This window comes from Pseudomonas sp. NFXW11 (assembly GCF_049887815.1).
Taxonomy (GTDB): Bacteria; Pseudomonadota; Gammaproteobacteria; order Pseudomonadales; family Pseudomonadaceae; genus Aquipseudomonas.
Genome location: NZ_JAGEKI010000001.1, coordinates 567,060 through 593,438 on the forward strand (window position 1 = coordinate 567,060; position 26,379 = coordinate 593,438).

Annotated in this window: 22 protein-coding genes and 1 pseudogene; 6 read left to right on the forward strand and 17 right to left on the reverse strand. The window is 64.3% G+C overall.

Going from position 1 to position 26,379, the window contains the following annotated elements:
- Positions 1-3 precede the first annotated feature (3 nt).
- Positions 4-3,102, forward strand: a complete 3,099-nt coding sequence (locus J4P02_RS02460) for a multidrug efflux RND transporter permease subunit (protein WP_426187417.1) — start codon at positions 4-6, stop codon at positions 3,100-3,102.
- Positions 3,103-3,156: 54 nt separating this feature from the next.
- Here the strand turns inward: J4P02_RS02460 and J4P02_RS02465 are convergent, their stop codons facing one another.
- Complete coding sequence (locus tag J4P02_RS02465; RefSeq protein WP_426187419.1) at positions 3,157-3,282, reverse strand: hypothetical protein; 126 nt, start codon at positions 3,280-3,282, stop codon at positions 3,157-3,159.
- Between the two features lie 397 nt (positions 3,283-3,679).
- Here J4P02_RS02465 and J4P02_RS02470 point away from each other — a divergent pair, with 397 nt between their 5' ends.
- Positions 3,680-3,826 carry a hypothetical protein gene (locus J4P02_RS02470; protein WP_426187421.1) on the forward strand — a complete coding sequence of 49 codons (147 nt, stop codon included), beginning with the start codon at positions 3,680-3,682 and terminating at the stop codon, positions 3,824-3,826.
- A 131-nt stretch (positions 3,827-3,957) separates the two neighbouring features.
- On the opposite strand, the gene J4P02_RS02475 is transcribed toward J4P02_RS02470, so the two are convergent.
- The 6 genes from J4P02_RS02475 to J4P02_RS02500 form a co-directional block, all read right to left on the reverse strand.
- Complete coding sequence (locus tag J4P02_RS02475; RefSeq protein WP_426187423.1) at positions 3,958-4,386, reverse strand: hypothetical protein; 429 nt, start codon at positions 4,384-4,386, stop codon at positions 3,958-3,960.
- Positions 4,387-4,712: 326 nt separating this feature from the next.
- Positions 4,713-4,892 carry a hypothetical protein gene (locus tag J4P02_RS02480; RefSeq protein WP_426187425.1) on the reverse strand — a complete coding sequence of 60 codons (180 nt, stop codon included), beginning with the start codon at positions 4,890-4,892 and terminating at the stop codon, positions 4,713-4,715.
- A 155-nt stretch (positions 4,893-5,047) separates the two neighbouring features.
- Positions 5,048-6,223: a lactonase family protein gene (locus tag J4P02_RS02485; protein WP_426187427.1), complete on the reverse strand. Its 1,176-nt coding sequence runs from the start codon at positions 6,221-6,223 to the stop codon at positions 5,048-5,050.
- The gene (locus J4P02_RS02490; protein WP_426187429.1) at positions 6,210-6,503 is read right to left on the reverse strand and encodes a DUF5629 family protein; all 294 of its coding nucleotides are present in this window, start codon (positions 6,501-6,503) and stop codon (positions 6,210-6,212) included. The genes J4P02_RS02485 and J4P02_RS02490 overlap by 14 nt, the downstream gene beginning before the upstream one ends.
- Before the next feature lie 182 nt (positions 6,504-6,685).
- On the reverse strand, positions 6,686-9,061 hold the full coding sequence (locus J4P02_RS02495) for an efflux RND transporter permease subunit (protein ID WP_426187431.1): 2,376 nt from the start codon (positions 9,059-9,061) through the stop codon (positions 6,686-6,688).
- Positions 9,062-9,093: 32 nt separating this feature from the next.
- Positions 9,094-10,140, reverse strand: a complete 1,047-nt coding sequence (locus J4P02_RS02500) for a WD40/YVTN/BNR-like repeat-containing protein (protein ID WP_426187433.1) — start codon at positions 10,138-10,140, stop codon at positions 9,094-9,096.
- Positions 10,141-10,503: 363 nt separating this feature from the next.
- On the opposite strand from J4P02_RS02500, the gene J4P02_RS02505 reads away from it, so the two are divergent.
- On the forward strand, positions 10,504-12,162 hold the full coding sequence (locus tag J4P02_RS02505) for a SulP family inorganic anion transporter (RefSeq protein WP_426187435.1): 1,659 nt from the start codon (positions 10,504-10,506) through the stop codon (positions 12,160-12,162).
- Positions 12,163-12,174: 12 nt separating this feature from the next.
- Here J4P02_RS02505 and pepN read toward each other — a convergent pair whose 3' ends face one another.
- Genes pepN through J4P02_RS02535 form a run of 6 tightly spaced genes read right to left on the reverse strand, consistent with a single transcriptional unit; the run spans position 12,175 to position 18,675 of the window.
- Complete coding sequence (pepN, locus tag J4P02_RS02510; RefSeq protein ID WP_426187437.1) at positions 12,175-14,832, reverse strand: aminopeptidase N; 2,658 nt, start codon at positions 14,830-14,832, stop codon at positions 12,175-12,177.
- Between the two features lie 12 nt (positions 14,833-14,844).
- Positions 14,845-15,675 (reverse strand): DUF2797 domain-containing protein, encoded by an 831-nt coding sequence (locus J4P02_RS02515; RefSeq protein ID WP_426187439.1) that lies wholly within the window; start codon positions 15,673-15,675, stop codon positions 14,845-14,847.
- Positions 15,672-15,932: a YeaC family protein gene (locus J4P02_RS02520; RefSeq protein ID WP_426187441.1), complete on the reverse strand. Its 261-nt coding sequence runs from the start codon at positions 15,930-15,932 to the stop codon at positions 15,672-15,674. The genes J4P02_RS02515 and J4P02_RS02520 overlap by 4 nt, the downstream gene beginning before the upstream one ends.
- Before the next feature lie 15 nt (positions 15,933-15,947).
- Positions 15,948-16,817 carry a rhomboid family intramembrane serine protease gene (locus tag J4P02_RS02525; protein WP_426187443.1) on the reverse strand — a complete coding sequence of 290 codons (870 nt, stop codon included), beginning with the start codon at positions 16,815-16,817 and terminating at the stop codon, positions 15,948-15,950.
- Entirely contained in the window at positions 16,814-17,788 is a 975-nt protein-coding gene (locus tag J4P02_RS02530) for a metallophosphoesterase (protein WP_426187713.1), read from the reverse strand. Before J4P02_RS02530 ends, J4P02_RS02525 begins: the two co-directional genes overlap by 4 nt.
- Complete coding sequence (locus J4P02_RS02535; RefSeq protein ID WP_426187445.1) at positions 17,785-18,675, reverse strand: NAD(+) kinase; 891 nt, start codon at positions 18,673-18,675, stop codon at positions 17,785-17,787. Before J4P02_RS02535 ends, J4P02_RS02530 begins: the two co-directional genes overlap by 4 nt.
- 158 nt (positions 18,676-18,833) lie before the next feature.
- On the opposite strand from J4P02_RS02535, the gene J4P02_RS02540 reads away from it, so the two are divergent.
- Positions 18,834-19,790, forward strand: coding sequence for a DUF1853 family protein (locus J4P02_RS02540; protein ID WP_426187447.1), 957 nt, complete (start codon positions 18,834-18,836; stop codon positions 19,788-19,790).
- Between the two features lie 127 nt (positions 19,791-19,917).
- Here J4P02_RS02540 and J4P02_RS02545 read toward each other — a convergent pair whose 3' ends face one another.
- Positions 19,918-21,204 carry an arsenic transporter gene (locus J4P02_RS02545; RefSeq protein ID WP_426187715.1) on the reverse strand — a complete coding sequence of 429 codons (1,287 nt, stop codon included), beginning with the start codon at positions 21,202-21,204 and terminating at the stop codon, positions 19,918-19,920.
- A 141-nt stretch (positions 21,205-21,345) separates the two neighbouring features.
- A complete protein-coding gene (locus J4P02_RS02550) occupies positions 21,346-21,903 on the reverse strand; it encodes an NADPH-dependent FMN reductase (RefSeq protein WP_426187449.1) in 558 nt (185 codons plus the stop codon).
- 226 nt (positions 21,904-22,129) lie between these two features.
- Between J4P02_RS02550 and J4P02_RS02555 the strand changes: the two genes are divergently transcribed.
- The gene (locus J4P02_RS02555; RefSeq protein WP_426187717.1) at positions 22,130-22,354 is read left to right on the forward strand and encodes a hypothetical protein; all 225 of its coding nucleotides are present in this window, start codon (positions 22,130-22,132) and stop codon (positions 22,352-22,354) included.
- A gap of 176 nt (positions 22,355-22,530) precedes the next feature.
- The gene (locus J4P02_RS02560; protein ID WP_426187451.1) at positions 22,531-23,424 is read left to right on the forward strand and encodes a LysR family transcriptional regulator; all 894 of its coding nucleotides are present in this window, start codon (positions 22,531-22,533) and stop codon (positions 23,422-23,424) included.
- Here J4P02_RS02560 and J4P02_RS02565 read toward each other — a convergent pair.
- Together J4P02_RS02565 and J4P02_RS02570 are read right to left on the reverse strand one after the other, a co-directional pair.
- Positions 23,393-24,008: pseudogene (locus J4P02_RS02565) on the reverse strand (GNAT family N-acetyltransferase); the annotation flags it as partial. The gene J4P02_RS02560 and the pseudogene J4P02_RS02565 sit on opposite strands and share 32 nt — an antisense overlap.
- A 14-nt stretch (positions 24,009-24,022) precedes the next feature.
- Positions 24,023-26,278, reverse strand: a complete 2,256-nt coding sequence (locus tag J4P02_RS02570) for an Orn/Lys/Arg decarboxylase N-terminal domain-containing protein (protein WP_426187453.1) — start codon at positions 26,276-26,278, stop codon at positions 24,023-24,025.
- Positions 26,279-26,379 lie beyond the last annotated feature (101 nt).

The window sequence follows — 26,379 nt, forward strand, 5'->3', positions numbered from 1 at the left end:
GCCATGCCGCAATTCTTTATCGACCGCCCGGTATTTGCCTGGGTCGTCGCGTTCTTCATCCTGCTCGGTGGCGCCCTGGCGATTCCCCAGTTGCCGGTGGCCCAGTACCCCAACGTCGCCCCGCCGCAGATCGAGATCTACGCGGCGTACCCGGGCGCTTCGGCACAAACCCTGGATGAATCGGTGGTAAGCCTGATCGAGCAGGAGCTCAACGGCGCCGACCACCTGCTGTACTTTTCATCCCAGAGCAGCCTGGGCAGCGCCACCATCACCGCCACCTTCCAGCCGGGCACCAACCCGGAGCTGGCCCAGGTGGATGTGCAGAACCGCCTCAAGGCGGTGGAGCCGCGCCTGCCCCAGGCCGTGACCCAGCAGGGCCTGCAGGTGGAGAAAGTGTCCGCCGGCTTCCTCTTGCTGATCACCCTGACCTCCAACGATGGCCGGCTCAATGAAGTGGCGCTGAGCGACTACCTGGCGCGCAACGTGATGAACGAGATCCGCCGCCTGGACGGCGTCGGCAAGGCCCAGCTGTATGGTGCCGAGCGCGCCATGCGGATCTGGCTCGACCCGCAGAAGCTGATCGGTTTCAACCTGACCCCGGCCGATGTGAACGCCGCGGTGGCGGCGCAGAACGTCCAGGTGCCGGCCGGCAGCATCGGCGACCTGCCCAACCCGGGCAGCCAGGAAATCACCGCGACCATCCTGGTCAAGGGCCAGCTGAGCAGCCCCGAAGAGTTCGCCGACATTGTGCTGCGGGCCAACCCCGACGGCTCCACCGTGCGCATCGGCGATGTGGCGCGGGTGGAAGTCGGCAGCCAGGAATACCAGTTCGGCACCCGCCTCAACGGCAAGCCGTCCACCGCGGTGGGTGTGCAGTTGTCGCCCGGGGCCAACGCGCTGAATACCGCGACCCTGATCCGCGCCAAGATGGACGAGCTGTCGCGCTACTTCCCGGCGGGGGTGGACTACAAGATCCCCTACGACACCTCGCCCTTCGTCAAGGTGTCGATCACCAAGGTGATCTACACCCTGGCCGAAGCCATGGTGCTGGTGTTCCTGGTGATGTTCCTGTTCCTGCAGAACATCCGCTACACCCTGATTCCGACCCTGGTGGTGCCGGTGGCGCTGATGGGCACCTTCGCCACCATGCTGGCCCTGGGGTTCTCGATCAACGTACTGACCATGTTCGGCATGGTGCTGGCCATCGGCATCCTGGTGGACGACGCCATCGTGGTGGTGGAGAACGTCGAGCGGATCATGGCCGAGGAAGGCCTGCCGCCCAAGGAAGCCACGCGCAAGGCGATGCAGCAGATCACCGGAGCGATCATCGGCATCACCCTGGTGCTGGTGGCGGTGTTCATTCCCATGGCCTTCATGCCCGGCTCCGTGGGGGTGATCTACCAGCAGTTCTCGCTGTCCATGGCCACCTCGATCCTGTTCTCGGCGTTCCTTGCCCTGACCCTGACCCCGGCCCTGTGCGCCACCCTGCTCAAGCCCATCGCCAAGGGCGAGCACCACGAGCGCGGCGGTTTCTTCGGCTGGTTCAACCGGCGTTTCGAACGCCTCAGCGACCGCTACCAGAACGGTGTGAGCTATGCGCTGAAGCGCAGTGGTCGCTACTTGCTGATCTACGCCGCGTTGCTGGTGATCATGGGGCTGCTGTTCAGCCGCCTGCCCTCCTCCTTCCTGCCAGTGGAAGACCAGGGCTACACCATCACCGATATCCAGCTGCCGCCCGGCGCCAGCCAGAATCGCACGATCAAGGTGGTGGAGCAGATCGAGGCGCACAACGCCAGCGAACCGGGGGTGGGCGACAGCACGGTGATTCTCGGCTTCAGCTTCTCCGGCAGCGGGCAGAACGCGGCACTGGCCTTCACCACCCTCAAGGACTGGTCGCAACGCAGTGCCAAGGACTCGGCCATGGCCATTGCCGAGCGCGCCAACGGCGCCTTCGGCTCGATCAAGGATGCAGTGGCGTACGCCATCCTGCCGCCGCCGATCGACGGCCTGGGCACCTCCAGCGGTTTCGAATTCCGCCTGCAGGACCGTGGCGGGGTCGGCCATGCGGCATTGATGCAAGCCCGCACCGAGCTGCTTGCGGCCGCGGAAAAGAGCCCGGTGCTGGCCAATGTGCGGGAAAGCGCCCTGGCCGAAGCGCCGCAGGTGCAGCTGGAAATCGACCGCAAGCAGGCCAATGCCCTGGGCGTGTCCTTTGCCGATATCAGCAGCCTGCTGTCCACCTCCCTGGGCTCGGCCTATATCAACGACTTCCCCAACCAGGGACGGATGCAGCGCGTGGTGATCCAGGCCGAAGGCGGCCAGCGCAGCCAGGTCGAGGACCTGCTGCGCCTGCACCTGCGCAACCACGAAGGCAAGATGGTGCCGCTGTCGGCCTTTGTCCGCGCCAGCTGGAAGCTCGGGCCGGCGCAACTGACCCGCTACAACGGTTACCCGGCGATCGCGGTTTCCGGCGAGCCGGCACCGGGCCACAGCACCGGCGAGGCCATGCAGGAAATCGAACGCCTGGTGGCGCAACTGCCAGCCGGGCTGGGCCTGGAATGGACCGGCCTGTCGCTGCAGGAACGCCTGTCCGGCAGCCAGGCGCCACTGCTGCTGGTGCTGTCGCTGCTGATCGTGTTCCTGTGCCTGGCGGCGCTCTACGAGAGCTGGTCGATTCCCACCTCGGTGCTGCTGGTGGTGCCGCTGGGGGTATTGGGTGCGGTACTGGCGGTGAGCCTGCGGGGCATGCCCAACGACGTGTTCTTCAAGGTGGGGTTGATCACCATCATCGGCCTGTCGGCGAAGAACGCGATCCTGATCATCGAGTTCGCCAAGAGCCTGTACGACGAGGGCCACGACCTGCTGGACGCCACCGTCCAGGCCGCGCGCCTGCGCCTGCGGCCCATCGTCATGACCTCGCTGGCCTTCATCCTCGGCGTGGTACCCCTGGCCATCGCCACCGGCGCCAGTTCCGCCAGCCAGCAAGCCATCGGCACCGGGGTGATCGGTGGCATGATCACCGCCACCCTGGCGGTGGTCTTTGTACCGGTATTCTTTGTGGTGGTGATGAAGCTGGTCAAGCGCCGCTCGACCCGCGACTGAACGCAAGCAAGCGGGCCCCAATAATGGGGCCCGCCGCTTTCCGGCGTTGGTCGATCAGTCCTGCAACAGGCTGGTCAGACGCTCGCGGGACGTCTCCGGCTCGCCGTCTACCGGCGGCGCAGAAGACAGGATGGGGCTGGAATAGAGCAACAGCAGAACCACAGCCAGACGCGTCAGCATGCTTTCGATCCTTGCTCGGGAAAGAGTCAATAATTCAGCGTCAAATTTAAACACATGGCCATGTGACACTACCAAGCAAAATTTGCCTGGGGTGTGGATTGCGTCGCAAACACCCCACCCATTTGCGTCATCGATGGCGCCGCTGATAGTGCGGGGGGCGTAGGAGCTGGCTTGCCAGCGAAGGGGCCCGTAAGCCATGCATTGATCCGGCTGACGCCTTCGCTGGCAAGCGGAACGCCGCCCGGCCATCGGAGGACGAGGCCGCCAGACCAAAGTTTGCTCTGGCTCTGGCTTTTGATTTTGATCTTCAAGGCCCCGCCAACCACGATGGCCGCACGCAGGCATTGATCCGTGGCTAACCCGGCAGGACGCCGGGTTAGCCGCTCGGCTGCTGGCAGTGACCCAACTGCTGGAAAGCCTCGCGCGCGCAGGGCTGAAGAATGCAAACAATACCGACCTGCAACCTATCTCCAACGTAGCGGCAATTCTGTTGCGAGACAGTTGCGACCTGCTGGGTGTGATGGGCTGGCGACTGCAGGCCTGACGCCTTGCGCTCCGCGCTGCTGGGTGGCGCGGAGGGTTTTATTGGGGCGGGATATGGAGGGGAATAGATCTTTTATAAGTGGCTGTTATCGGCCAGAAGCGGACGAAAAACTATTTCCGCTCCCCATTGCTTTAGCCGTCCTGATCGCGGTCACGACACCACAGGAGGTAGCCACTAAAGGTAGTTGCGATAGGTGCTAATTCGCCCTTTTGAAGAAGGTCGAACTGACCGAACTCTACATCAAACACAGCTTGGGATGAGCGGTTGTAGAGCACGATGCCTTGCCCTACTACTCCGGTAAGAGCCAGATAACCAACGGGTACTCCAAGCTCGTTGATCGCGTAGGTAGTCATCTGCTCAACCTGATCTATTTCGATCAACTCATACCATCCCCGAACAGGCATTGCGCCGTGACGAAAATAAAGATCGGCTAGCTCAGTACCCTCGATTTCCAACGTGGTGACGTAAAACGAGACGTCAGCTTGGTGAGCTAGCAAATGTGCTCTATAGCCAGAGGAAGAGTTAGATTGGAGCCATTCTTCGATGTCGGAAGGGAACATATGTTGAGGGCCAGGCGCGAAGTTTGTTCAGCAGGCTACTAGAGTCTTTTTACCGTGCAAAGCTCTAGGTAAGCGCTGCCAGCCACAAATGGTCATAAAAACCCAGTGGCGAGCGAGCTTGCTCGCGCTGGAAGGCATCGCCTTCCCGAAGCCTGAATCCATGGTCTGTCAGGTGGATTGCCGGTTCAGGTTTCGCGGCCGCTGCGCGCCCGAGCGGGAGCAAGCTCCCTCGCCACAGAAGGGCAACTTTCTGTGGCTAAAGGGCAACCCAGATTTTGCGCGGGACACGCCAGCTGGCTAGCCAGCCAAGGCGCAAACCCACCCAATCAACCGTGGCTCTTGTGATCCAGCACCGCATAGAAGTGGGCGCTTTGCTGCAGGTATTTCTCGGTGTAGCTGTTGGTGGCGGATTTCTTCTGGCTGATTTCCACCTGGGCGCTGGCAGGCAGTACCACACTGGCGGAAATGGCGGAAGCGGCGATCACGGAGAAGAGATTGAAGTTCATCGGTATAACCCTCGGATTCAGTTGGCTTGCTTGCCCGTGTGGGCCTTGAAGCAAACTTACTCCCGAGGGTTGGCGGGCAAAAATGCTTTGCACCAGTAGCCAATATCAGCCTGATTAATACAACCACTCAGGCCCCGAACAACGGGGCCTGTGGCTTATTGACGCACCAGGAACTTGATATCGCTGGGGGCATCGAAGGGCAGTTTCTGCACAGTCTTGCCCAGGAAACCGGTCTTAGCGTCACGCTCGATCACCACGATCTCGTTGCTCTTCTGGTTGCCGATCAACACATAGCGGTTGCTCGGGTCCAGGCTGAACTCCCGCGGGTGATCGCCTTCCACCGAACGGCGCTGGATCTCCTTGAGCTGGCCATTGCTCGGGTCGATGGCGTACACCAGCAGCTGGTTGGCGGTGCCACGGTTGCTCACATAGAGGTACTGGCCGTCCTTGGAGGCGTGCAGCGCGGCGGCGGCCTTCTTCTCCTTGGCGCCATTGGCCGCCAGGTCCAGCAGCTGGCGCTGGGTCAACTTGCCGTCCTGGTAGTCGAAGACCGCTACCTGGGCAGTCATCTCCAGGGTCAGGTAGGCGTGCTTGCCATCGGCGCTGAACAGCAGGTGGCGCGGGCCGCTACCTGCCGGCAGCTGGACGAAGGCTGGATCGGCCGGCACCAGCGGACGCTCCGGGCTGGCCTTGGGGTCGTAGCGGTAGACGAAGATCTTGTCCGCCCCCAGGTCGTTGACGAACAGGAACTGGCCGTCCGGCGACGACACCGAGGAATGCACGTGGGACGATTTCTGCCGCTCGGCATCCGCCCCGCTGCCCGGGTGGCTGCTGATCTGCACCACCGGCGCCAGGCGCCCGTCGGCATTCACCGGCAACACCGCCAGGCTGCCGCCAGGCTCGGCATCCACCGAGTAGTTGCTGACGAACAGGTAGCTGCCATCGGCGCTGAGGCTGGAATGGGTCGGCTCGTTGCCCAGGCTCTGCACCTGGTTGATCAGGCTCAACTGGTGGGTCTTGGGCGCCAGGCTGTAGCTGCTGACGCGGCCGATAGGGTCGCTCTGACCCGGGCTGTTCTCGTTCACCGCAAAGACGAATTTCATGTCCTTGGACAGGGTCAGCCAGGACGGGTTGGAGCTTTTCACCACCTGCAGCGGCTTGGGGTCGATCTGCCCGGTGCGCTCGTTGAAGTGCAACCGGTACAGGCCCTGGCTCTGGCCCTGGGTGTAGGAACCCACGAGGATTTCATGGGTGTCCGCCGGCGCGGCCTGCACCGCCATGGCGCCAACGCTGCCGGCCATCAGCAGCGGCCAGAAATTACGCATCTTCATGCTCACTCTCCTCTTCATCGCGGGCACTGAAAGCGCTCATGCACACCAGGCGGTGCTCACCGGAATCGCCTTCCAGGGTCCAGCTTTGCAATGCCGGGTCGAAGCTCGCGGCCTGCACCTGGGCCAGGCTGAAGGTCCAGCGCTTGGCGGCGCGGCCGTCCATGCATTCGATCAGCAGCCCCTGCTCGTCGAGGCTGAAATCGAAGGCGTGGAGGCCGTCGATCTCCAGCATGTCGCAGGCTTGCAGGGCGGTGAGCAAGGTATCGGTTACAGCGGTCATGGCGAGCCATCATCAGTGGAAAGGCGCAATCATAGCTGATTGGCGGCAACCGGTTGGGCCAGTATTGCACTGGCCAGGGTGGGGCTTGCGAGGACGGGGCCGGGCACTCATCTGCAAGACCGTCCGCGCATGAAAAAAGCCGCAACCCGAAGGTGGCGGCCTTGTTCACTGGCGTTGCCGGATCAGTGGGCGAACAGCGAGTTGCCCTTCTGCCCCGCGAGTTTTTCCGGCTTGATCAGGAACCGCGCCAGGGCCGGCAGCAGCCACAGGGCGCCGAACATGTTCCACAGCAGCATAAAGGTCAGCATCAGGCCCATGTCGGCCTGGAACTTGATGGCCGAGAAGATCCAGGTGCATACGCCGATGGCCAGGCACAGGCCGGTGAACAGCACCGCCTTGCCGGTGGAGCGTAGGGTCTGGTAGTAGGCCTCCTGCAGCGGCAGGCCGGCACGCAGGAAGCTTTCCAGGCGGCTGTAGATGTAGATCCCGTAGTCCACGCCGATGCCCACCCCCAGCGCCACCACTGGCAGGGTCGCGACCTTGACCCCGATGCCCATGAAGGCCATCAGCGCGTTGCCCAGCACCGAGGTCAGCACCAGCGGCAGGACGATGCACAGGGTCGCCGCCCAGGAACGGAAGGTGATCATGCACATGGCCGCCACGCAGATGTACACCAGGATCAGGATGATCAGCTCGGACTGCTTGATCACCTCGTTGGTGGCCGCCTCGATCCCGGCGTTACCGGCGGCCAGGATGAATTCCAGGCCGTCCTTGTTGTGCTCCTTGGCGAACTCCTGCGCCGCATGCACGGCGCGGTCCAGGGTCGCGGCCTTGTGGTCGTTGAGGAACACCAGCACCGGTGCCAGCGAGCAGTTGTTGTTGTACAGGCCATCGGCGCGGGCGATGGAGTTGTTCAGCACATCGGGGTTGCGCGACAGGGTTTCCCATTTCAGGTTGCCCTCGTTCATGCCCTTGATCATCTGCTTGGACACGGTCACCAGGGAGATCGCCGACTGCACGCCCTCGGTGTTCTGCATCTTCCACATCAGCTCGTCGATTGGTGCCATGGCCTCGTAGCGCGAGCAGCCTTCGGCGGCGGTCTTGACCATCACCACCAGCACATCGGAACTGGTGGAGTAGTTGCTGATGATGAAGTTGTTGTCCTTGTTGTAGCGCGAGTCGGGGCGCAGCTCCGGAGCGCCCTGGTCGAGGTCGCCGATCTTCAGGTTCTGGCTGTACCAGAGGCCGCCACCGAAGGCCACCAGGGCCAGGGCAATGGACACCGGCGCCACCTTGGGGCTGGCGAAATTCGACAGCAGGCGCCAGAACGGATGCTCGCGGGCTGCGTCCTTCTTACTGCGCTCGACGGCGCGCTTGCTGATGCCGACGTAGGAAATCGCCACCGGCAGCAGGATCAGGTTGGTGAAGACGATCACCGCCACACCGATGGAGGCACCAATGGCCAGCTCGCGGATCACCCCGATATCGATGATCAGCAAGGTGATGAAGCCCACGGCGTCGGCGAGGATGGCGATCATCCCGGGCAGGAACAGCTGGCGGAACGTGCGCCGCGCCGCGGTCAGGGCGTTGTCGGCATCACTGGATTGCAGGGCGATGCCGTTGATCTTCTGCACCCCGTGGGAAATGCCGATGGCGAAGATCAGGAACGGCACCAGCATCGAGTACGGGTCCAGGCCGAAGCCGAAGGCGTGCATCAGGCCCAGCTGCCAGACCACCGCCACCAGGGTGGTGATCAGCACCGCGATGGTGCTGCGGATGCACCAGGTGAACCAGTACAGCAGCACCAGGGTGATGATGAAGGCCACGCCGAAGAACATCACCACCATGATCAGGCCATCGATCAGGTCGCCGACCTTCTTGGCGAAACCAACGATGTGGATCTTCACATTGGGGTTCTGCGCCTCGAACTTGTCGCGGATCTTCTCCTCCAGCTGGTGGGAGAACTTCTGGTAGTCCAGGGCCAGCAGCTTGCCTTGGTCCTGCGGGTCCGGGTAGGACTCCAGCAGCGGGATATCGATGATGCTGGACTTGAAGTCGTTGGCCACCAGGCGCCCGACCTGGCCGGACTTGAGCACGTTGTTGCGCAGCTTGTCGAGGCTCTCGGCGGAGCCGTTGTAGCTCTGGGGAATCACCTCGCCGCCGGCAAAACCTTCCTCGGTGACCTCGGTCCAGCGCACGCTGGGGCTCCACAGCGACTTGAGCCCGGAGCGATCGACGCCGGAGATGTAGAACACCTCGTCATGGATCTGCCGCAGCGTCTCCATGTACTCCTGGGTGAAGATGTCGCCGTCCTTGGCCTCCACCGAGATGCGCACGGTGTTGCCCAGGTTGGCCAGGTCATTGCGGTGCTCCATCATCCGCTCGATGAACGGGTGCTTGAGCGGAATCATCTTTTCGAAACTGGTGGAGGGGCGGATCAGGATTGCCTGCCAGAACAGGAAAGCGCTGACCAGCAGGCAGATAAAGATCACTGCCGGGCGGTTGTTGAAAATCAGGCGTTCGAGAAAGGTCGCCTTGTCCTGGTGATGACTGCTCATGGAATTCCCCACCTTCTTATTATGTGCCCGGCCTACTGGCCGAGTTCAGCGCCGCTGGCGGTGGCGATGCGCACCCCGCCCTGCCCGGCCAGGATCAATTGGCCGTCGCCGGCAGCGGTCACTGCCGACAGCGAGATACGGTCTGCGCGGTTGAACACGCTGAAGCTCTGGCCGTGGTCGGTGCTGCGGATCACGCTGCCACCGTTGCCGACTATCACCAGCGAGCCGTCGTCCAGCAGGCTGGCGCCAGACAGGCCGAACTCCAGGGCGCCGCGGGCGGCGTTGAGCTGTACCTGCTCCCAGGTGCTGCCGAAATCCGTGGAGCGGTAGAGGTTGCCGCGCAGGCCATAGACCAGCAGCGTGGCCGCTTGGCCGGTGCCGATGGCGCCGAACAGCGAGCCTTCATAAGGCCCCTCCAGGCGTTCCCAGGTCTGCCCGTCATCGGCCGAGCGGAACATGCTGCCCTGCTCGCCGACGATAAACAGCCCGGAATCCTTGACCTGGGTGATGGCGTTGAGGTGGAACTGATCGGGGTTGTCCAGGCGGTCGCCGACGTCCTCCCAGTGCTGGCCCGCATCGGTGGTTTCCAGCAAGGCGCCGTAGGCCCCCACGGCGTAGCCGGTCTGGGTGTCCTTGAACCACACGTCCAGCAGCGGCGCTTCTCGCTTGAGGTCCTGGAACTGCTGCACCCAGGTGACGCCGCCGTCGGTACTGGCCAGCACCTGGGCATCGTGGCCCACCGCCCAGCCGTGCTGCTCATCGACGAAATACACCGCAGTGAGCAGTTGTCGGGTCGGCACCTTGGCCTGTTGCCAGGTGCGGCCCTGGTCATCGGAATAGAGGATATGCCCGCGATCGCCCACGGCCACCAGGCGCTTGCCGGCGTGGACCACATCGAGCATCAGGCTTTTCGCCGCCTTGGGCGATTCGATGGAGTAGACGGTGGCCGCGGCATCGGCGGCCAGAAGCGGTGTCGACAGCGTCACGACACCCAACAACGAGAGCGCTGCAGCCAGCGACGCAAAGGTGCGCAACGCCGGCGGGCGGCCAACCACCACACCCATGACAGGCTCACTCATAGACCATTCCCCCATTATTATTGTCAGGTCATTCAACCTTTCAGGGCGCCTTGCAGGGGTTGTGGAGGCTGGATCGATCATGTTGATCGTCCTGAAACCTGCAATCTAGAGCCCCTTTGGCTGCGGGCTATCCTATCGGGCTTTGGAAACGTCTGACAATCGACACCACGTTATCTTTTGTTAATCAGCGCCCCTGCCCGCTGCCCTGAATACTCGGGCATTCGCTGACCTGATCGATAGTAGTCGCTACTACGCCGGCAACAGCAGGAACAAAGGCTGATCCAGGGCATGGCGGCCCCCTCGCCGCCTTTGGCTATGATGAGCGACCTGGCTTGCCAGCCCGACACGCTTCAGGAGGGAAGCATGATTGCCATACGCGAGGCCTGGAACAACGGATTGCTCGGACGCGCCCACTGGGCTCGCAACCTGGTGGCCGGGGTCATAGTCGGGGTGGTGGCCCTGCCCCTGGCCATGGCCTTTGCCATCGCCTGCGGGGTCAAGCCGGAACAGGGTATCTACACCGCCATAGTCGGTGGCCTGCTGGTGTCGCTGTTCGGTGGCAGCCGGGTGCAGATCGCCGGGCCCACCGGGGCCTTTATCGTGATTCTCGCCGGGGTCACCGCCAAGTACGGGGTGGATGGCCTGCAACTGGCGACCCTGATGGCCGGGCTGATCCTGTTCCTGCTGGGCGTCAGCCGCCTGGGGGCCTTGATCAAGTTCATTCCCGCGCCGGTGATCCTCGGTTTCACCGCCGGCATCGGGGTGATCATCTGGGTCAGCCAGTGGCGCGACTTCTTCGGCTTGCCGGCGGTCCAGGGCGAACATTTTCACCAGCGGTTCTGGCACCTGCTGCAAGCGCTGCCCGAGCTGCACCCGGCCACCACCCTGCTGGCCCTGCTGAGCCTGGTGGTGTTGCTGGCGGTGCCAAAGATCAAGCCGCTCAAGCGCCTGCCGGCACCGCTGATCGCCATGACCCTGGCCACCGCCCTGCAGTCGCTGTTGCAGTTCGACGGCGTGGCCACCATCGGCAGCGCCTTCGGTGGCATTCCCCAGGGCTTGCCCGCCTTGCAGTTACCCGAGATCAGCCTGCCACGGGTGCTGGACCTGATCGGCCCGGCCTTCGCCATTGCCATGCTCGGGGCCATCGAGTCGCTGCTGTCGGCGGTGGTGGCCGACGGCATGGCCGGCACCCGCCATGATTCCAACCAGGAACTGATGGGCCAGGGCATCGCCAACCTGGTCACCCCGCTGTTCGGCGGGTTCGCCGCCACCGGCGCCATCGCCCGCACCGCGACCAATATCCGCAACGGCGGCAACAGCCCGCTGGCGGGGATCATCCATGCCCTGCTGCTGGTGCTGATCGTGCTGTTCCTGGCGCCGCTGGCGGCCAATATCCCGCTGTGCGCCCTGGCGGCGATTCTGTTCGTGGTGGCTTACAACATGAGCGAGCTGGCGCATTTCAAGCGCATGCTGCGCCGGGCGCCACGGGCCGATGTGGCGATTCTGCTGGTGACTTTCGTGTTGACGGTGTTCAGCGACCTGGTGATCGCGGTGAACATCGGGGTGATCCTGGCCATGCTGCATTTCCTGCGACGCATGGCCTCCTCGGTGGAGGTGCAGCAGGTGCTGGGCGAGGAGTTGCAGCATGAACTGCGTGGCCAGGCGCAGGGGCAATTGCCGCCGGGGGTGCTGGTCTACAGCATCGAAGGGCCGTTGTTCTTTGCCGCTGCCGAGACTTTCGAACGGGCGCTGGCCCACACCCACAGCGACCCATGGCTGCTGATCATCAGCCTGAGGCATGTGCCCTTCATGGACATCACGGGGCTGCAGACTCTGGAGGAAGTGCTAGAGCAGCTGCAAAAACGCGGAATAGTGGTGAAGCTGTGCGAAGCCAATCCCAGGGTGCATGCCAAGCTTGAGCGAGTGGGCATCCTGCACGCCATTGGCGCGCAGAATTATCACCCCAACCTGGCCGAAGCGTTGCAGGTCGCAACCCCCGAACCGCCCACCACCGCCCCGTAGGCGCTGGCCGGATCAGGCCAGGCTTTTGCTCACCACTTCGAACACATCGCTGGACAGCTCGCCGGAGGCGCGGATGCGCTCCAGCTCGGCCTTCATCAGCGCCTGGCGGGCGCTGTCGTACTTGCGCCAGCGGGTCAGCGGCGCCAGTTGCCGCGAGGCAATCTGCGGGTTGAGGGCATTGAGCTGGATCACCAGGTCCGCCAGGAAACGGTAGCCCGAGCCATCGGCGGCGTGGAAGTTGATCAGGTTCTGCCCGGCAAAAGCCCCCACCAGCGCCCGCACCTTGTTCGGGTTCTTGATAGTGAACGCCGGGTGCTGCATCAACGCCTTGACCCGCTCCAGGCCACCGGGCAAGGGGCTGCCGGCCTGCACGCTGAACCACTGGTCCATGACCAGGGCGTTGTTCTTGAAGTTCTCGGCGAACACCGCCAAGGCCTGGGCCCTCTCGGCCTCGAAGGGCGAGTTGACCAGGACCGCCAGGGCAGTCAGGCGCTCGGTCATGTTGTCGGCGGCATCGAACTGCTCGATGGCCGCCGCCAGCACTTCGGGCTTGCGGGTCAGCATCAGGTACGACAGCGCGATGTTCTGCAAGGCACGCCGGGCAAAGTGCTCGGACTCGGCCACATAGGCGGTGGCCTTGGACAGGGCACGGTTGGCCTGATAGCGCTGCCACAGGCTGCCGGACAGCTGTTCGGCCAGTTGCCGGCGGGCAAACTCCCGCGCTGCGTGAATGGCCTCGACATCCGCCACTTCACTGATTTCGGTGAGGTAGGCCTCGCCCGGCAGCGAGAGCATTTCGGCGACCATGGCCGGGTCCAGGCTGTGGTCCGCCAGCACCGTGCCCAGGGCGGTAACCAGGCGCTGGTCCAGCTCCAGGGCCACGCCCTGCTGATGCTGAGCGATCAGCTCCTGCAACACCTGCACCGCCAGTTGCTGGCCGGCCTCCCAGCGGTTGAAGCCATCGCTGTCGTGCTGCATGAGGAACATCAGCTGGTCGCGGTTGTAGGGGAAGCTCAGCTTCACCGGCGCCGAGAAGCCCCGCAGCAGCGAGGGCAGCGGATGCTCGGCAATATCGACGAAGGTAAAGGTCTGCTCGGCCTCGGTCACCGAGATCACCCGGCTTGTGCCTTGGGCGGCGCTTTCGCCGGCCAGGCGCAGTGGCAGGTCGTTGCCCTTGGCATCCAGCAGGCCCAGGGCCAGCGGAATCACGAACGGCAGCTTCTCCTGCTTGTCCGGGGTTTGCGGGCAGCTCTGGCGGAAGGTCAGGCTGTAGGTCTGCGCTTTGGCGTCGTAGGCCTCGCTGACCGCCAGACGTGGCGTGCCGGCCTGGCTGTACCAGCGCTTGAACTGGGTCAGGTCGACGCCATTGGCGTCTTCCATGGCCTTGACGAAATCGTCGCAGGTCACGGCCTGGCCGTCATGGCGTTCGAAGTACAGGTCGCTGCCCTTGCGGAAGCCTTCGGCCCCCAGCAGGGTGTGGATCATGCCCACCACTTCCGAACCCTTTTCGTACACGGTCAGGGTGTAGAAGTTGGAGATCTCGATAAAGCTTTCCGGGCGCACGGCGTGGGCCATGGGGCCGGCGTCCTCGGCGAACTGGTGGGTGCGCAGGTAGGCCACGTCCTGGATGCGCTTGACCGTGGCCGAGTTCATGTCGGCGGAGAAACCGGCATCGCGGTACACCGTGAAACCTTCCTTGAGCGACAGCTGGAACCAGTCGCGGCAGGTCACCCGGTTGCCCGACCAGTTGTGGAAGTATTCATGGGCGACGATGCCCTCGACCCGCTGGTGGGCGCCGTCGGTGGCGGTTTCGGCGCGGGCCAGCACGGCGCTGGAGTTGAAGATGTTCAGGCCCTTGTTTTCCATGGCGCCCATGTTGAAGTCGTTGACCGCGACGATCATGAAGATGTCCAGGTCGTATTCACGGCCGTAGGTCTCTTCGTCCCAGCGCATGGACTTCTTCAGGCTGTTCATGGCGTGCTGGCACTTGTCGATGTTTTCCGGCTCGACATAAATGCGCAGCGCCACATCGCGACCGCTCATGGTGTGGAAGCTGTCTTCCACGCACCACAGGTCACCGGCCACCAGGGCGAACAGGTAGGCCGGTTTCTTGAAGGGGTCTTCCCAGGTCGCCCAGTGCCGGCCGTCTTCGCCGGGGCCGCTGGCGATCGGGTTGCCATTGGACAACAGCACCGGGTAGCGATGCTGCTCGGCCACCAGGGTGGTGGTGAAGGTGCTCATCACGTCCGGGCGGTCGAGGTAGTAGGTAATCTTGCGAAAGCCCTCGGCTTCGCACTGGGTGCAGAACATGCCGCCGGACTTGTACAGGCCTTCCAGGGCGGTGTTGCTCTCCGGGTGGATCTTCACGCTGGTGTCCAGGGTGAAGCTGGCGCTGTCGGGGTGCAGGGTCAGGTGGCTGTCGTCGAGCTGGTAGTCGGACGCCGTCAGTTCGCGGTCGCCCAGGGCCACCGACAGCAGCTCCAGCTGCTGGCCATCGAGCACCAGCGGCGGCAGGCCGGCACCACGCGCCGGGTTGCGGCGCATCACCAGCTGCGCATGGACCAGGCTGTGGTCCTCGAACAACTCGAAGGTCAGGTGCGTTTCATCGATCAGGTACTCGGGTGCCTGATAGTCCTTGAGGTAGATCATCTTCGGTTGTTCGGTGCGCATGGCGAATTCCTTCTACTGATGCACGGCGAGCTGGTAAGCCGTGTACTTACGAATATTGATCACCCCGGTATCGAAGATCAGGTACTGGCCCTTGATCCCCAACAGGGTGCCTTCGGCAATCGGGTTCTTGTCCAGGTTGAAGCTGACGATCTTGGCCGGGTACTGGCGCACCGGGTAGCGGATCTCCAGGGGCTGAAGATCCGCTACCCGCTGAATCGCCTGCAGGCCGAAACGCTCCTGCAGGGCCAGCAGGCCCTCGGCGCAGGACTCGAACAGTTGCTCACGCACTTGCAGCAGGTCCACCGGCGGCGCATCGCCCTTGAGCAAGGCGCGCCAGTTGGTCTTGTCGGCCACTTGCGAGCGCAGCAGGTCCTCGACGAAACCGGACTGCTGGCGGGTCGCCACGTGCATGATCGGCAACGCCTGGCTGGCGCCCTGGTCGAGCCAGCGGGTGGGCAACTGGGTGGCACGGGTGATGCCGACCTTGACCCCCGAGGAATTGGCCAGGTAGACCACATGATCGGTCATGCAGAACTGCTCGCCCCAGGACGGCTCGCGGCAGGTGCCGGCGTCGTAGTGGCAGCGCTCCGGGCTCATGATGCAGATATCGCACTGGGCCAGCTTGGTCATGCACGGGTAGCAGTAGCCCTGGCTGAAGCTGGTCTTGGTCTTGCGCCCGCAATGGCTGCAGTGGATCGCCCCCAGGTACTCCAGGCGCAAGGTGCTGCCGATCAGTGGGTTGACCGGCACCTCGCTGTCGCCCAGGCGAAAGGCGTATTGCACCTCGGCGCCATCCAGGCGCGCCGACATCTTGCTGATGGAACCACGGCCGATCTCGATCAATGGATGGCATCCGACTTGAACAGGATGTTCGGCACGGTTTCCGACTTCGAGGCGCACTCCTGCGGGCCCATGTAGCCGGTGCGCTGGTCTTCGGGCAGGTTCTGCAGCTCCCAGGCGATCATCGCTTGCAGCGACAGTTCACGCTGCTCGGCGGTGAGCTTGCGGCCATCGGACCATTTGCCGATCTCTACCGCCAGTTTCAGGCTCTGGTAGATATCGGGGGTGATGTTTTCGATCATTTGAGCAAAAGACGACATACAGGACTCCAGCGTTTAAAGGGCCGGTTTACGGCGGCTGTAGAGGCCGCCCAACAAGCCGGTGAGGCAACCGATCAGCAAGCCGCCGACGTGAGCGGCGTTGGCGATGGCGCCGAAGCCTATCATCGAGACCAGCCCGGACAGGCACAGCAGCAACCACACCAGCATCATCACCAGCACGCCCCGGGGCAGGCGGTAGATGGGGTTGGGAGACAACAGTTGATAGATCCAGCAATGCCCGAGCAGGCCGTACAGCACCCCGGACAGGCCGCCAAACAGGCTGGGGCCACTGAAAAGATATTGCGCGAAGTTGGACACCAGGCTGAACAGCAGGGTCAGGCCCAGCAGGTTGATACTGCCCTGGCGCAGTTCAATACGCCGCCCCAGCTCCCAGTACCACATGCCGTTCATGGCGATATGCAGGATGCCGAAATGTACCAGCATCGGTGTCACCAGGCGCCACCACTGCCCCGCCGCCAGGCTGTCGCCCAGGGTCGTGAAGTGGATGTAGTCGCCGACCACGCGGAAGTCGAGGAAGGTGAACCAGCTCAGCACCTGCAGCTTCTCCCCCAGCAGGGTGATGCCGCACACCGCCAGGCTCAGCAGCAGGATCAGCGCCGTGACCGGGCTGCGGCGCAGTTGCTGCACCAGGCCGATACGCGCCGGCGCCGCGGCCTGGGGAATGTCCAACTGCTGTTCGGGGTCGCCCTCGGGGAAGCGCTGGTACAGGCCCAGCACATCGTCGCGAATCGACTCCGGCACCCAGAGCACCTGCTGCCCGGCCTCTTCACTGACCCGGTGCGGCACCTGCATGCGTTGCAGCAACTGGACGAAGCCACTCAGGTCGGTGGCCAGGGGCAGACGCAAAACCGCTACCGCACTCATCGCACTACCTCGGGCCGCTCGACATCGACCCAGACGAATTTATTCGGGTCCAGGCGGGTTTCCTGGTCCAGCCGATAGGCCGCAAGCTTGCCGTAGAGCACTGCGCTGTAATCCAGGCAGGCCAGGTTGGGGCGGATCGGCGCCGGCTTGCCGCTGCGCCAGTAGTGGCCGACGAACAGCAGCGGCTGGTCTTCCGGATAGCGCAGCAGGCGGTTCTTCTCCGCCGGCGACAGCGGTGTGCGCGCCACGGGTTCCGGCAGGGCATCGGGCTGGAAGACGATGTCGCCATAGGTCTGCGGATTGTCTTCCCAGAACTTGGTGCGGAAGAACGAGCGGATCAGGCCATCGCCGCTGGTCATGGTCAGGCCATGGGGCAGGCGCATGTCGGTGCCGCGCAGCAGGCGGTCGAACACGGTGCTGGCAAAACTCTCGGGCAGCGCCGAGGCCTGGAGGAACTCGCGATCGATGCAGCCGTTCGGGTACTGCTGGCGTAGCGGCGCGATCAGTTCGGCGTCCCAGCAGGCGTGCACCACCCGGAAACGCCCGGCGTCGACAAACAGCGGCATCTGGTAGAACCACTGCAAGAAGTCGTGCCAGTCCCCCGGGTACTGTTCGAACTGGGCCAGGGTCTCGTGGATCAGCCTGGCATGGCGCGGCGTGTGTTCGCGCACGAACTGCTTGCCGCTGCCCGGGGCGGCCGGGGTGCTCCAGCCCAGGGCGTTGAACTCGTGGTTGCCCATGATGCACAGCGCCTGCCCGGCCTCGACCATGTCGTGGACGATATGCAGCGCCTCGCGAATCCGCGGGCCACGGTCAATGATGTCGCCGAGGAACACCGCCATCCGCGACGGGTGGCGCCAGACACCGCCCTGCTTGTGATAGCCGAGGCGATCCAGCAGGTGCTCCAGGGTCAGGGCGCAACCGTGCACATCACCGATCAGGTCATAGCTACGCGCGGGATCGAGCATCAGTCGCCTCCACCGCCCAGGCGGCTGCCCCAGCCGAGCTTGGTCCGGCAGACCTCGTAGTAGTTGTGGTCCAGCGGGTGGATCAGGCGCAGCTTCTGCGCCTTCTTGCTGACCGTGATGGTGTCGCCCGGGGCACAGGTGAAGTGGTTCTGGCCATCGCAGGAGACCTGCGGGTAGATCTGCAAATCCTTGGACACGACGATTTTCAGCTCGCTGTTGCCATCGACCACAATCGGCCTTCCCGACAAGGTATGGGGGTACATCGGCACAATCACAATGGCATCGAGCTTGGGATGCATGATCGGCCCGCCAGCGGACAGCGCATAGGCGGTGGAACCTGTGGGAGTGGCGACGATCAGGCCGTCGGCCTTCTGGCTGCAGACGAACTGGCCGTCGATGTAGATCTCGAATTCGATCATCCGCGTCGACTTGCCCGGGTGCAGCACCACGTCGTTCAGCGCATCGCCCTGGCCGATGGCCTCGCCATGGCGCCGTACCTCGGCCTGCAGCAGGAAGCGGTTTTCCACCAGGTAGTGGCCGTCCAGCACCTCGGCGACCTTGACCTCCAGTTCATCGGGGCGGATGTCGGTGAGAAAGCCCAGGCTGCCGCGGTTGATCCCCAGCACCGGGATATTGTGCCGCGCCAGGGCCCGGGCCGCGCCCAGCAGGCTGCCGTCGCCGCCCACCACTATGACCATGTCGCAGACCTCGCCCAACAGCTTGCGCGAGGAGGTTTGCAGGCCGTGCCCCGGCAGCACCTCAGCGATGGTGTCCTCGAGGATCACGTGCAGGTGGCGTTCGAGCAGAAACTTTTTCAGTCGGCGCACTGTGTCCAGCACCTGGGAACTGCCCAGGCGACCGATGATGCCGATATTGCGAAATTGTTCCATGGGGCTCCTGCGATGTTCGGGTACTGGCCAAACCGGGGATTATGGGCGAAACCCGGCGTTAGACAAAACCCTTTCAGCCATCCGCAGCGGGCGAGGCCGACAATTGCGAGTGGCACGCATTTACCTGGAAAGCCACGGTTTGCGTCTATGCTCGCAACATGCTCCTGTTCCCGGAACTGCTCAGCCTCCCGCGCCAGTTGCGTCAACCTGAAGTCCGCGACCTCGCCTGGGTCATCCTCGCGCCGCCGATGCTCAGCCACACGCCCTGGCCCCAGCGCCACCCGCTCGCCGCCAGCGACTGGGTGCAGGCGCCGCAGTTGCTGGCGCACTGGTTGCGCCGCCAGGACCTGGACAGCCGCGCCCTGCGCCAGTGGCTGGCCCGCAGCCAGACTCGGCGCCTGGGCTTGTACTACGAACGCCTGTGGCAGTTTGCCGTGGAGCACGCTCCGGGCGTGCAACTGCTGGCGGCCAACCTGCCGATCCGCCGGGGTAGCCACACCCTGGGCGAACTCGACCTGCTGCTGCGCGACCGCGACGGCGTGCACCACCTGGAGCTGGCGATCAAGCTCTACCTGGGCCCGCAGCAGGGCAACGGGGTGGACAGCGGGCAATGGCTGGGCCCCGGCTGCCATGACCGCCTGGACCGCAAGCTGGCCCACCTGGCGGCGCACCAACTGCCGATTTCCACCCGCGAGGAAAGCCGCGAGGCCCTGAACACCCTGGACATCCAGCAGTTGCAGGCGCACCTGTGGCTGGGGGGCTACCTGCTCTACCCCTGGCCCGGGCACGCCGAACCACCTGCCGGGGCCCACCCGCAGCACCTTCGGGGGCGCTGGTTGCATCAGCGGGACTGGCCGGCCTTTATCGCCCAGAGCCAGCCCGGACGCTGGCAACCCCTGCCCCGCCAGGCCTGGCTGGCGCCGGCGCGCTATGGGCCGCAGCAGGCCTGGACAGCCGGGCAACTGCAACTGTGGCTGGAAGCACTGGACCCGCATGCCCCGGCGCAGTTGCTGGTGCGCCTCGAAGAGACCGACGACGGCGACTGGGAAGAGGCAGAACGACTGTTTCTGGTGGCGGATCTCTGGCCCCATGTGCCGGGGATTTCCGCGCCTTAGCCGGCAGCTGCCCTGACTGTAGGAGCCGGCTTGCCGGCGAATAGGCCCTTGAGCCTTGCACCGCCCTCGCGGACGTCTTCGCTGGCAAGCCAGCTCCTACGAGAAATGCGCAATGTCCGCGCCCGCTTCACATCATTGACAGGCGCAGCGCCAGCGCCACCAGGGTCACCAGCAGCACCGGCAGGGTCAGTATTATGCCGACCCGGAAGTAGTAGCCCCAGCCGATATGGATGCCCTTGCGCTCCAGCACATGCAGCCAGAGCAGGGTCGCCAGGCTGCCGATGGGGGTGATCTTCGGCCCCAGGTCGCTGCCGATCACATTGGCGTAGATCATCGCCTGCTTGATCACCCCGGTGGCCTGGCTGGCATCGATCGACAAGGCGCCTACCAGCACCGTCGGCAGGTTGTTCATCACCGACGACAGCCCCGCGGTCAACAGCCCAGTGCCCAGGGCCGCGCCCCAGATCCCGCCCGCGGCGAACCCATCGAGCCAGCCCGCCAGGTAGCCGGTCAGCCCGACATTGCGCAGGCCATACACCACCAGGTACATGCCCAGGGAAAAGATCACAATCTGCCAGGGCGCTTCCCTGAGCACCCGGCGCGTGGAAATCCTGTGCCCGCGTGCGGCGATCGCCGGCAACAGGGCCGCGCACAGCGCGGCGATGGCACTGATGGGAATACCCAGCGGCTCCAGCACGAAACAGCCCAGTAACAGGATCAGCAGCACCCACCAGCCAGCCAGGAAGGTCGCCCGGTCGTGGATGGCGCTGGTGGGCTCGGCCAATTGCCGAGGGTCGTAGTGCCGGGGGATGTCCCGGCGGAAAAACCACAGCAGCACCGCCAGGGTCGCCGCCACGCTCACCAGGTTGACCGGCAGCATCACCGCCGCATAGGCCTTGAAGCCTATGCCGAAGAAGTCCGCGGAAACGATATTCACCAGGTTCGACACCACCAGCGGCAGGCTCGCGGTATCGGCGATAAAACCCGCGCCCATGACAAACGCCAGGGTCGTGGCCGGGGAAAAACCCAGGGCCAGGAGCATGGAGATGACGATCGGCGTCAGAATCAGCGCCGCGCCATCATTGGCGAACAGCGCCGAAACCAGGGCGCCCAGCAACACCATGTAGGCAAACAGCCGGTGCCCATTGCCCTGGCCCCAACGCGCCACATGCAGCGCCGCCCAGGCAAAAAAACCGGCCTCGTCCAGCAGCAGACTGATGATGATCAGCGCCACGAAGGTGCCGGTGGCATTCCAGATGATCTGCCACACCACCGGGATATCGCTCAGTTGCACCACCCCGCAGAGCAGCGCCAGGATCGCGCCCAGGGTCGCGCTCCAGCCAACACCCAGGCCCCTGGGTTGCCAGATCACCAGGGTGATGGTCAGGAGGAAGATCAGTACGGCAATCAGCATCATTGATAGGTCTTCAACCGCGTGCGAGAACCGGCGGTGGCGCAAGCCAGCGAAGGCGCCCGCAAGAGCACCGCCCAATCCAAGGGCCTGTTCGCCGGCAAGCCGGCTGCGACATCGGTTCAGGCCAGTTTCGGCCTCGCCTCAGCCCTTTTTCTGCTGCTCGACCCACTGCCCATAGGCGTTGATAAAGCCTTGCAGGAACGGCCGGGTGGCGTCCGCCAGCTTGCCGGATTCGTCGAATGCCGCGCCGGCACCGCCCAGGTAGGCTTCGGGCTGCTGCATGCACGGCACATTGAGGAACACCAGGGACTGGCGCAGATGATGGTTGGCGCCAAAGCCGCCGATGGCTCCCGGCGACACGCTGATCACCGCCCCCGGCTTGCCGCCCCAGGCGCTCTTGCCATAGGGCCGCGAGCCGACGTCGATGGCATTCTTCAAGGGCGCCGGCACCGAGCGGTTGTACTCCGGGGTGACGAACAGCACCGCATCGGCGGCGCCGATCTGCTGGCGAAAGCGCGTGTAGGCCTCAGGGGGAGTGACGTCGATATCTTCGTTGTACAGCGGCAAGTCGCCGATCTCGACAATCTCCAACTGCAGATTGGCCGGTGCCAGCTCGGCCAGGGCCAGGGCCACCTTGCGATTCAGGGACTGCTTTCTCAGGCTGCCGACCAGCACTGCTACCTTGTGCACGTTGCTCATGGGGGTTCCCGCCATTGGCTTGAAGGAGCTGCCAGTTATAGATGAGCCTGGGGGGTGCCTGCCACCCCGCAACCGCCATTTTTCGCACAAATAATGCCCTTCGGTACACGCCGCGCGGGTGCCGGCAATGGCCGCGGAATATTTTTTTGCCCGGGCAAAACTTCCCTGGCATCCACCGGGTCTACAGCACCGCAATTTGCGTGTTCTATCTCCAGAGGCTGAAAAGATGGCTGCAGTACTTGTCGGACAATTCCATGCAAGAGATGCCGAGGGGCGTGTGTACTCAGTACACGAATTCCGCGAATCCATGCCTGAGGACGGCGCCGAACCCGTCACCACCTATCGCCTGGCGATCGGCGACCGGATCAGAAAACTCGATGACAACCAGTTCCTGCTGGTGCAGACCGATGTCACCCTGGTGCGCGAGCCCGAGCCGCCGGCCAGCGAATGACCCCATGCCAGCCAAACGCGTAGCCGCCCCGGCTGCGCAAGACCTTGCCTGCCCCCCTCCAAACCCTGAGCGAAGCCCCTGCGACGCCGTGCCCACGGCGGCTACAGATTCCGGGCCGTGACTTGGGGTAGGATTCCACGCTTGACTCCCCAACCGGCTGGAGATGGACTTCAAGCATGCGTTTACGTCATATCGAAGTGATTCAGGCGCTCCTGCAAACCGCGCACCTGGGCACCGCCGCCGAGCTGCTGCAACTCTCGGTGGCCGAGGTCGAGGCCTTGCTGCGCGATGCCGAAAGCCAGTTGGGGTGCATGCTGTTCGCCAGCGTACGCGGGCGCTTGCAGGCCACCCGCGAGGCCCGCGAACTGCAACCTTCGATCAACCGGGTGTATGACGCCGTCGAACCGCTGCAACGCCTGGCCGATGCCCTGCGTTTCCATCAGGCACCGCCCTTGCGCCTGATTGCCACCGCGCCGCTGGTCCAGCAATTGCTGCCGCAATGCATCGCCGCCCTGCGCCGGCGCTTTGCCGACACCCCGTGCAGCCTGCTCAGCCAGAGCACCCGGGACATGGTGCAAAGCCTGCTGCTGCGCGAGTGCGACCTGGGCCTCGGCCTGCACGACCCTGAACACCCGGACATCCACAGCCAGCCACTGGCCCAGGGCAAGCTGTTTTTGCTGGCGCCCCACGGCTGGCTGCAACCCAAGCAGAAATACGTCGCCCTGCAAGACCTGGCCGGCCAGGCGATGATCGGCCTGGAGGGCCAGGACCCACTGAGCCTGATCCTCGCCAGCAAGCTGCAAAGCCTGCGGCCCAGCCCGGTGATCCAGACCCGGGTACAGACCTATCAGATGATGCGCAGCCTGGTGGAAGCCGGTGCCGGCCTGGCAGTGGTCGACCCCTTCACCGCGGCCGGCGCCCGGGGCAGCGGGCTGGATATATGCCCGCTGTCGCCGCCGATTGGCGTCACCCTGTACGCCCTGCGCCGCAATGGCAGCGACAGCTCGCCCCTGCTCGAGGCGTTGCTGCAACTGCTGAGGGAACAGGCCGAGGCCCTGCTGGCCGGCTAGGCCGACCCTGCGGCATCGGCATCGGCGAACAGCAGGTACCAGAAAATCGCGATCTCCCGCGTCTGCGGGTCGATACCGCGATAGCGCAGGTGATCCACGCCACCCACTCCATAACCGCAACGTTCATACAGGCGGCAGGCGCCGAGGTTGTTGTTCTGGGTTTCCAGCATCAGCCCCGGCAACTGTTTCTTGCCGCACCAGAAGCGCGCCACATCGAGCAGGGCCCGGGCCACGCCATGGCGTCGGGCCGGGGCATGCACCGCCAGCTCGTCGATATGCCCATAGCCGTTCCAGTTGGTGCTGACCACCACATGGCCCACCGGCTGGTCATCCAGCCAGGCCATGAAGATCTCGCTGTCCGCGGCGTTGCGGTAGCTGCTGAACTCCTCCGGATCGATGCCATAGCATTTGCGGTACGGCGTGACCGGGTGCAGCGGCCAGTCCGCCACCGGCCGGCCACGCTCGGCCTCGGCATAAGCGCTGACCTGGAAGCTGAAGTCGCTGGCGCAGACATAGGCGGCGAATGCCTCGTCGGCCACCCGCACCGCCAGCCCCGGGTGCCGGGGATTCACAACAGGTTGCATGGGCACGATGCTCCTCAAGCCTTGATGCAGTTGACGCTGTAGTGCCGATCGCTGCCCTGCCCCTCGCTTTGCAGGCCGTGCACATCGGCGACGAAACCGGGGAAGCTGCTGTCGAAGGCCCGGGCAAAGGCCAGGTAGTCGATGATCGAGCGGGTCGATTCGGTAAAGCGCTCGCCGGGCATGATCAGCGGGATGCCCGGCGGATAAGGCACCAGCATCACCGCGGCGATGCGCCCTTGCAACTGGTCGATGGGCACCGCCTCGACCTCGCCACGCACCAGGTGATCGTAGGCATCGGCGGGCTTGAGGGCCACCTCGGGCAATACCGTGTACATGCGCTTGAGGTGCTTGGCCGTGGCGTTGCTGCGGTAGCAGGCGTGCAGTTGGTCGCACAGGTCCTGCAGGCCCATGCCCTGGTAGCGCTGCGGGTCCTGGCTGGCGACGCTGGGCAGGCAAGCGGCGAGGCTGGCGTTGGCGTCGTAGTTGCGCTTGAACTCCAGCAACTCGGTGAGCAAGGTGCTCCATTTGCCCTTGGTGATGCCCATGGAAAACAGCACCAGGAACGAATAGAGCCCGGTCTTCTCCACCACCAGCCCGCGCTCCCAGAGGAACTTGCCCACCACCGCCGCTGGAATGCCATGTTCGCTCAGGGCCCCGCCGGCGGTCAGGCCAGGCATCACCAGGGTCACCTTGATCGGGTCCAGCAGCACGTAGTCGTCGGTCACCCCGGCAAAACCGTGCCACTCGCCTTCGGGCTCCAGCAGCCAGTCGCCGGTATGCACCTGATCGATGCCCTCGACCCGCTCCGGCTGCCAGATCGAGAACCACCAGTCATCAGCAGCGATGTTCTGCCGCAGGTTGGCCAGGGCCCGGCGAAAGCTCAGGGCCTCGTCGAACATTTCCTGCAGCAGCGAGCGCCCGCCCGGGCCCTCCATCATCGCCGAGGCCACATCCAGGGAGGCGATGATGCTGTACTGCGGCGAGGTGGAGATATGCATCATGAAGGCTTCATTGAAGCGCTCCCGGTCGAGCTGGCGCGCGCCGCCGTCCTGCACATGGATCATCGAAGCCTGGCTGAAGGCCGCCAGCAGCTTGTGGGTGGAATGGGTGGTGAACACCAGGGGGCTGTCGGCGCTGCGCGAGGTGCCCATGCCGTAGCGCCCGGCGAAAAACTCGTGAAACGCCGCGTAGGCGTACCAGGCCTCGTCGAAGTGCAGCACCTCGACGCTGTTGCCCAGGCTCTGCTTGATCAGCTCGGCGTTGTAGCACAGGCCGTCGTAGGTGGAATTGGTGACCACCGCCAGCTTGACCTTGGGCGGCCGGCCACGGGTCAGCGGGCTGGCATCGATCTTGGCCTGGATCGATTCGGGGCTGAACTCGCTCAGGGGAATCGGCCCGATGATCCCCAGCTCGTTGCGTTCCGGGCACAGGTACAGGGGAATGGCGCCGGTCATTATGATCGAGTGCAGCACCGACTTGTGGCAGTTGCGGTCCACCAGCACCAGGTCGTCGCGGCCGACCATGGAGTGCCAGACGATCTTGTTGGCGGTGGAGGTGCCATTGATCACGAAAAAGGTGTGATCGGCGCCGAAATTGCGCGCCGCCCTGGCCTCGGCCTCGGCCAGGGGGCCGGTGTGATCCAGCAGCGAACCCAGTTCCGGCACCGACACCGAAAGATCCGAGCGCAGGGTGTTCTCGCCGAAGAACTGGTGGAACGCCTGCCCCACCGGGCTCTTGCGATAGGCCACGCCACCGCCGTGGCCCGGGGTGTGCCAGGAATAGTTGGAGTCGGCGGTGTGCTGCACCAGGGCCTTGAAGAACGGCGGCAGCAGGCCATCCAGGTAATTGCGCGCGGCGCGGGCCACCTGCCGGGCCAGGAACGGCACCGTATCCTCGAACAGGTAGAGAATGCCCCGCAGCTGGTTGAGCTCGCTCATGGCGTCGGCCGGAGCGTTCTCCAGGGTCATCTGCTCGCCCAGGGCGAAGATCGGCAACAGCGGCGCCCGCACCCGGGCCAGGCGAATCAGTTCCACCATGTTCTGCAGCAGGTGGGTGTTTTCCCCGGCGCCCTCGGCGGCGATCAACATGCAGGCCAGGCCGTGATGGGTGGACGCTACCAGGCGCCCTTCGGCGTAGTTCACCGCGGAGAAGATGCTGAAGCCATCTTTCTCCAGCTCTCGGGCGATGCCCCGTACCCGGTCTCCGGCCACCGTGTCGGCCTTGATGTCGCGATGCACGATCAGGATCGGAAACTGCAGGTCTTTATACATGGGGCAAAGTGTCCTGAGACGGCGGGTGGGCCCCGCCAATCGCCTCAGGTTAGAAGCACCAGTGGCAAGCTGTCACGCCGGCCAGGGACTGCCTGTAACAA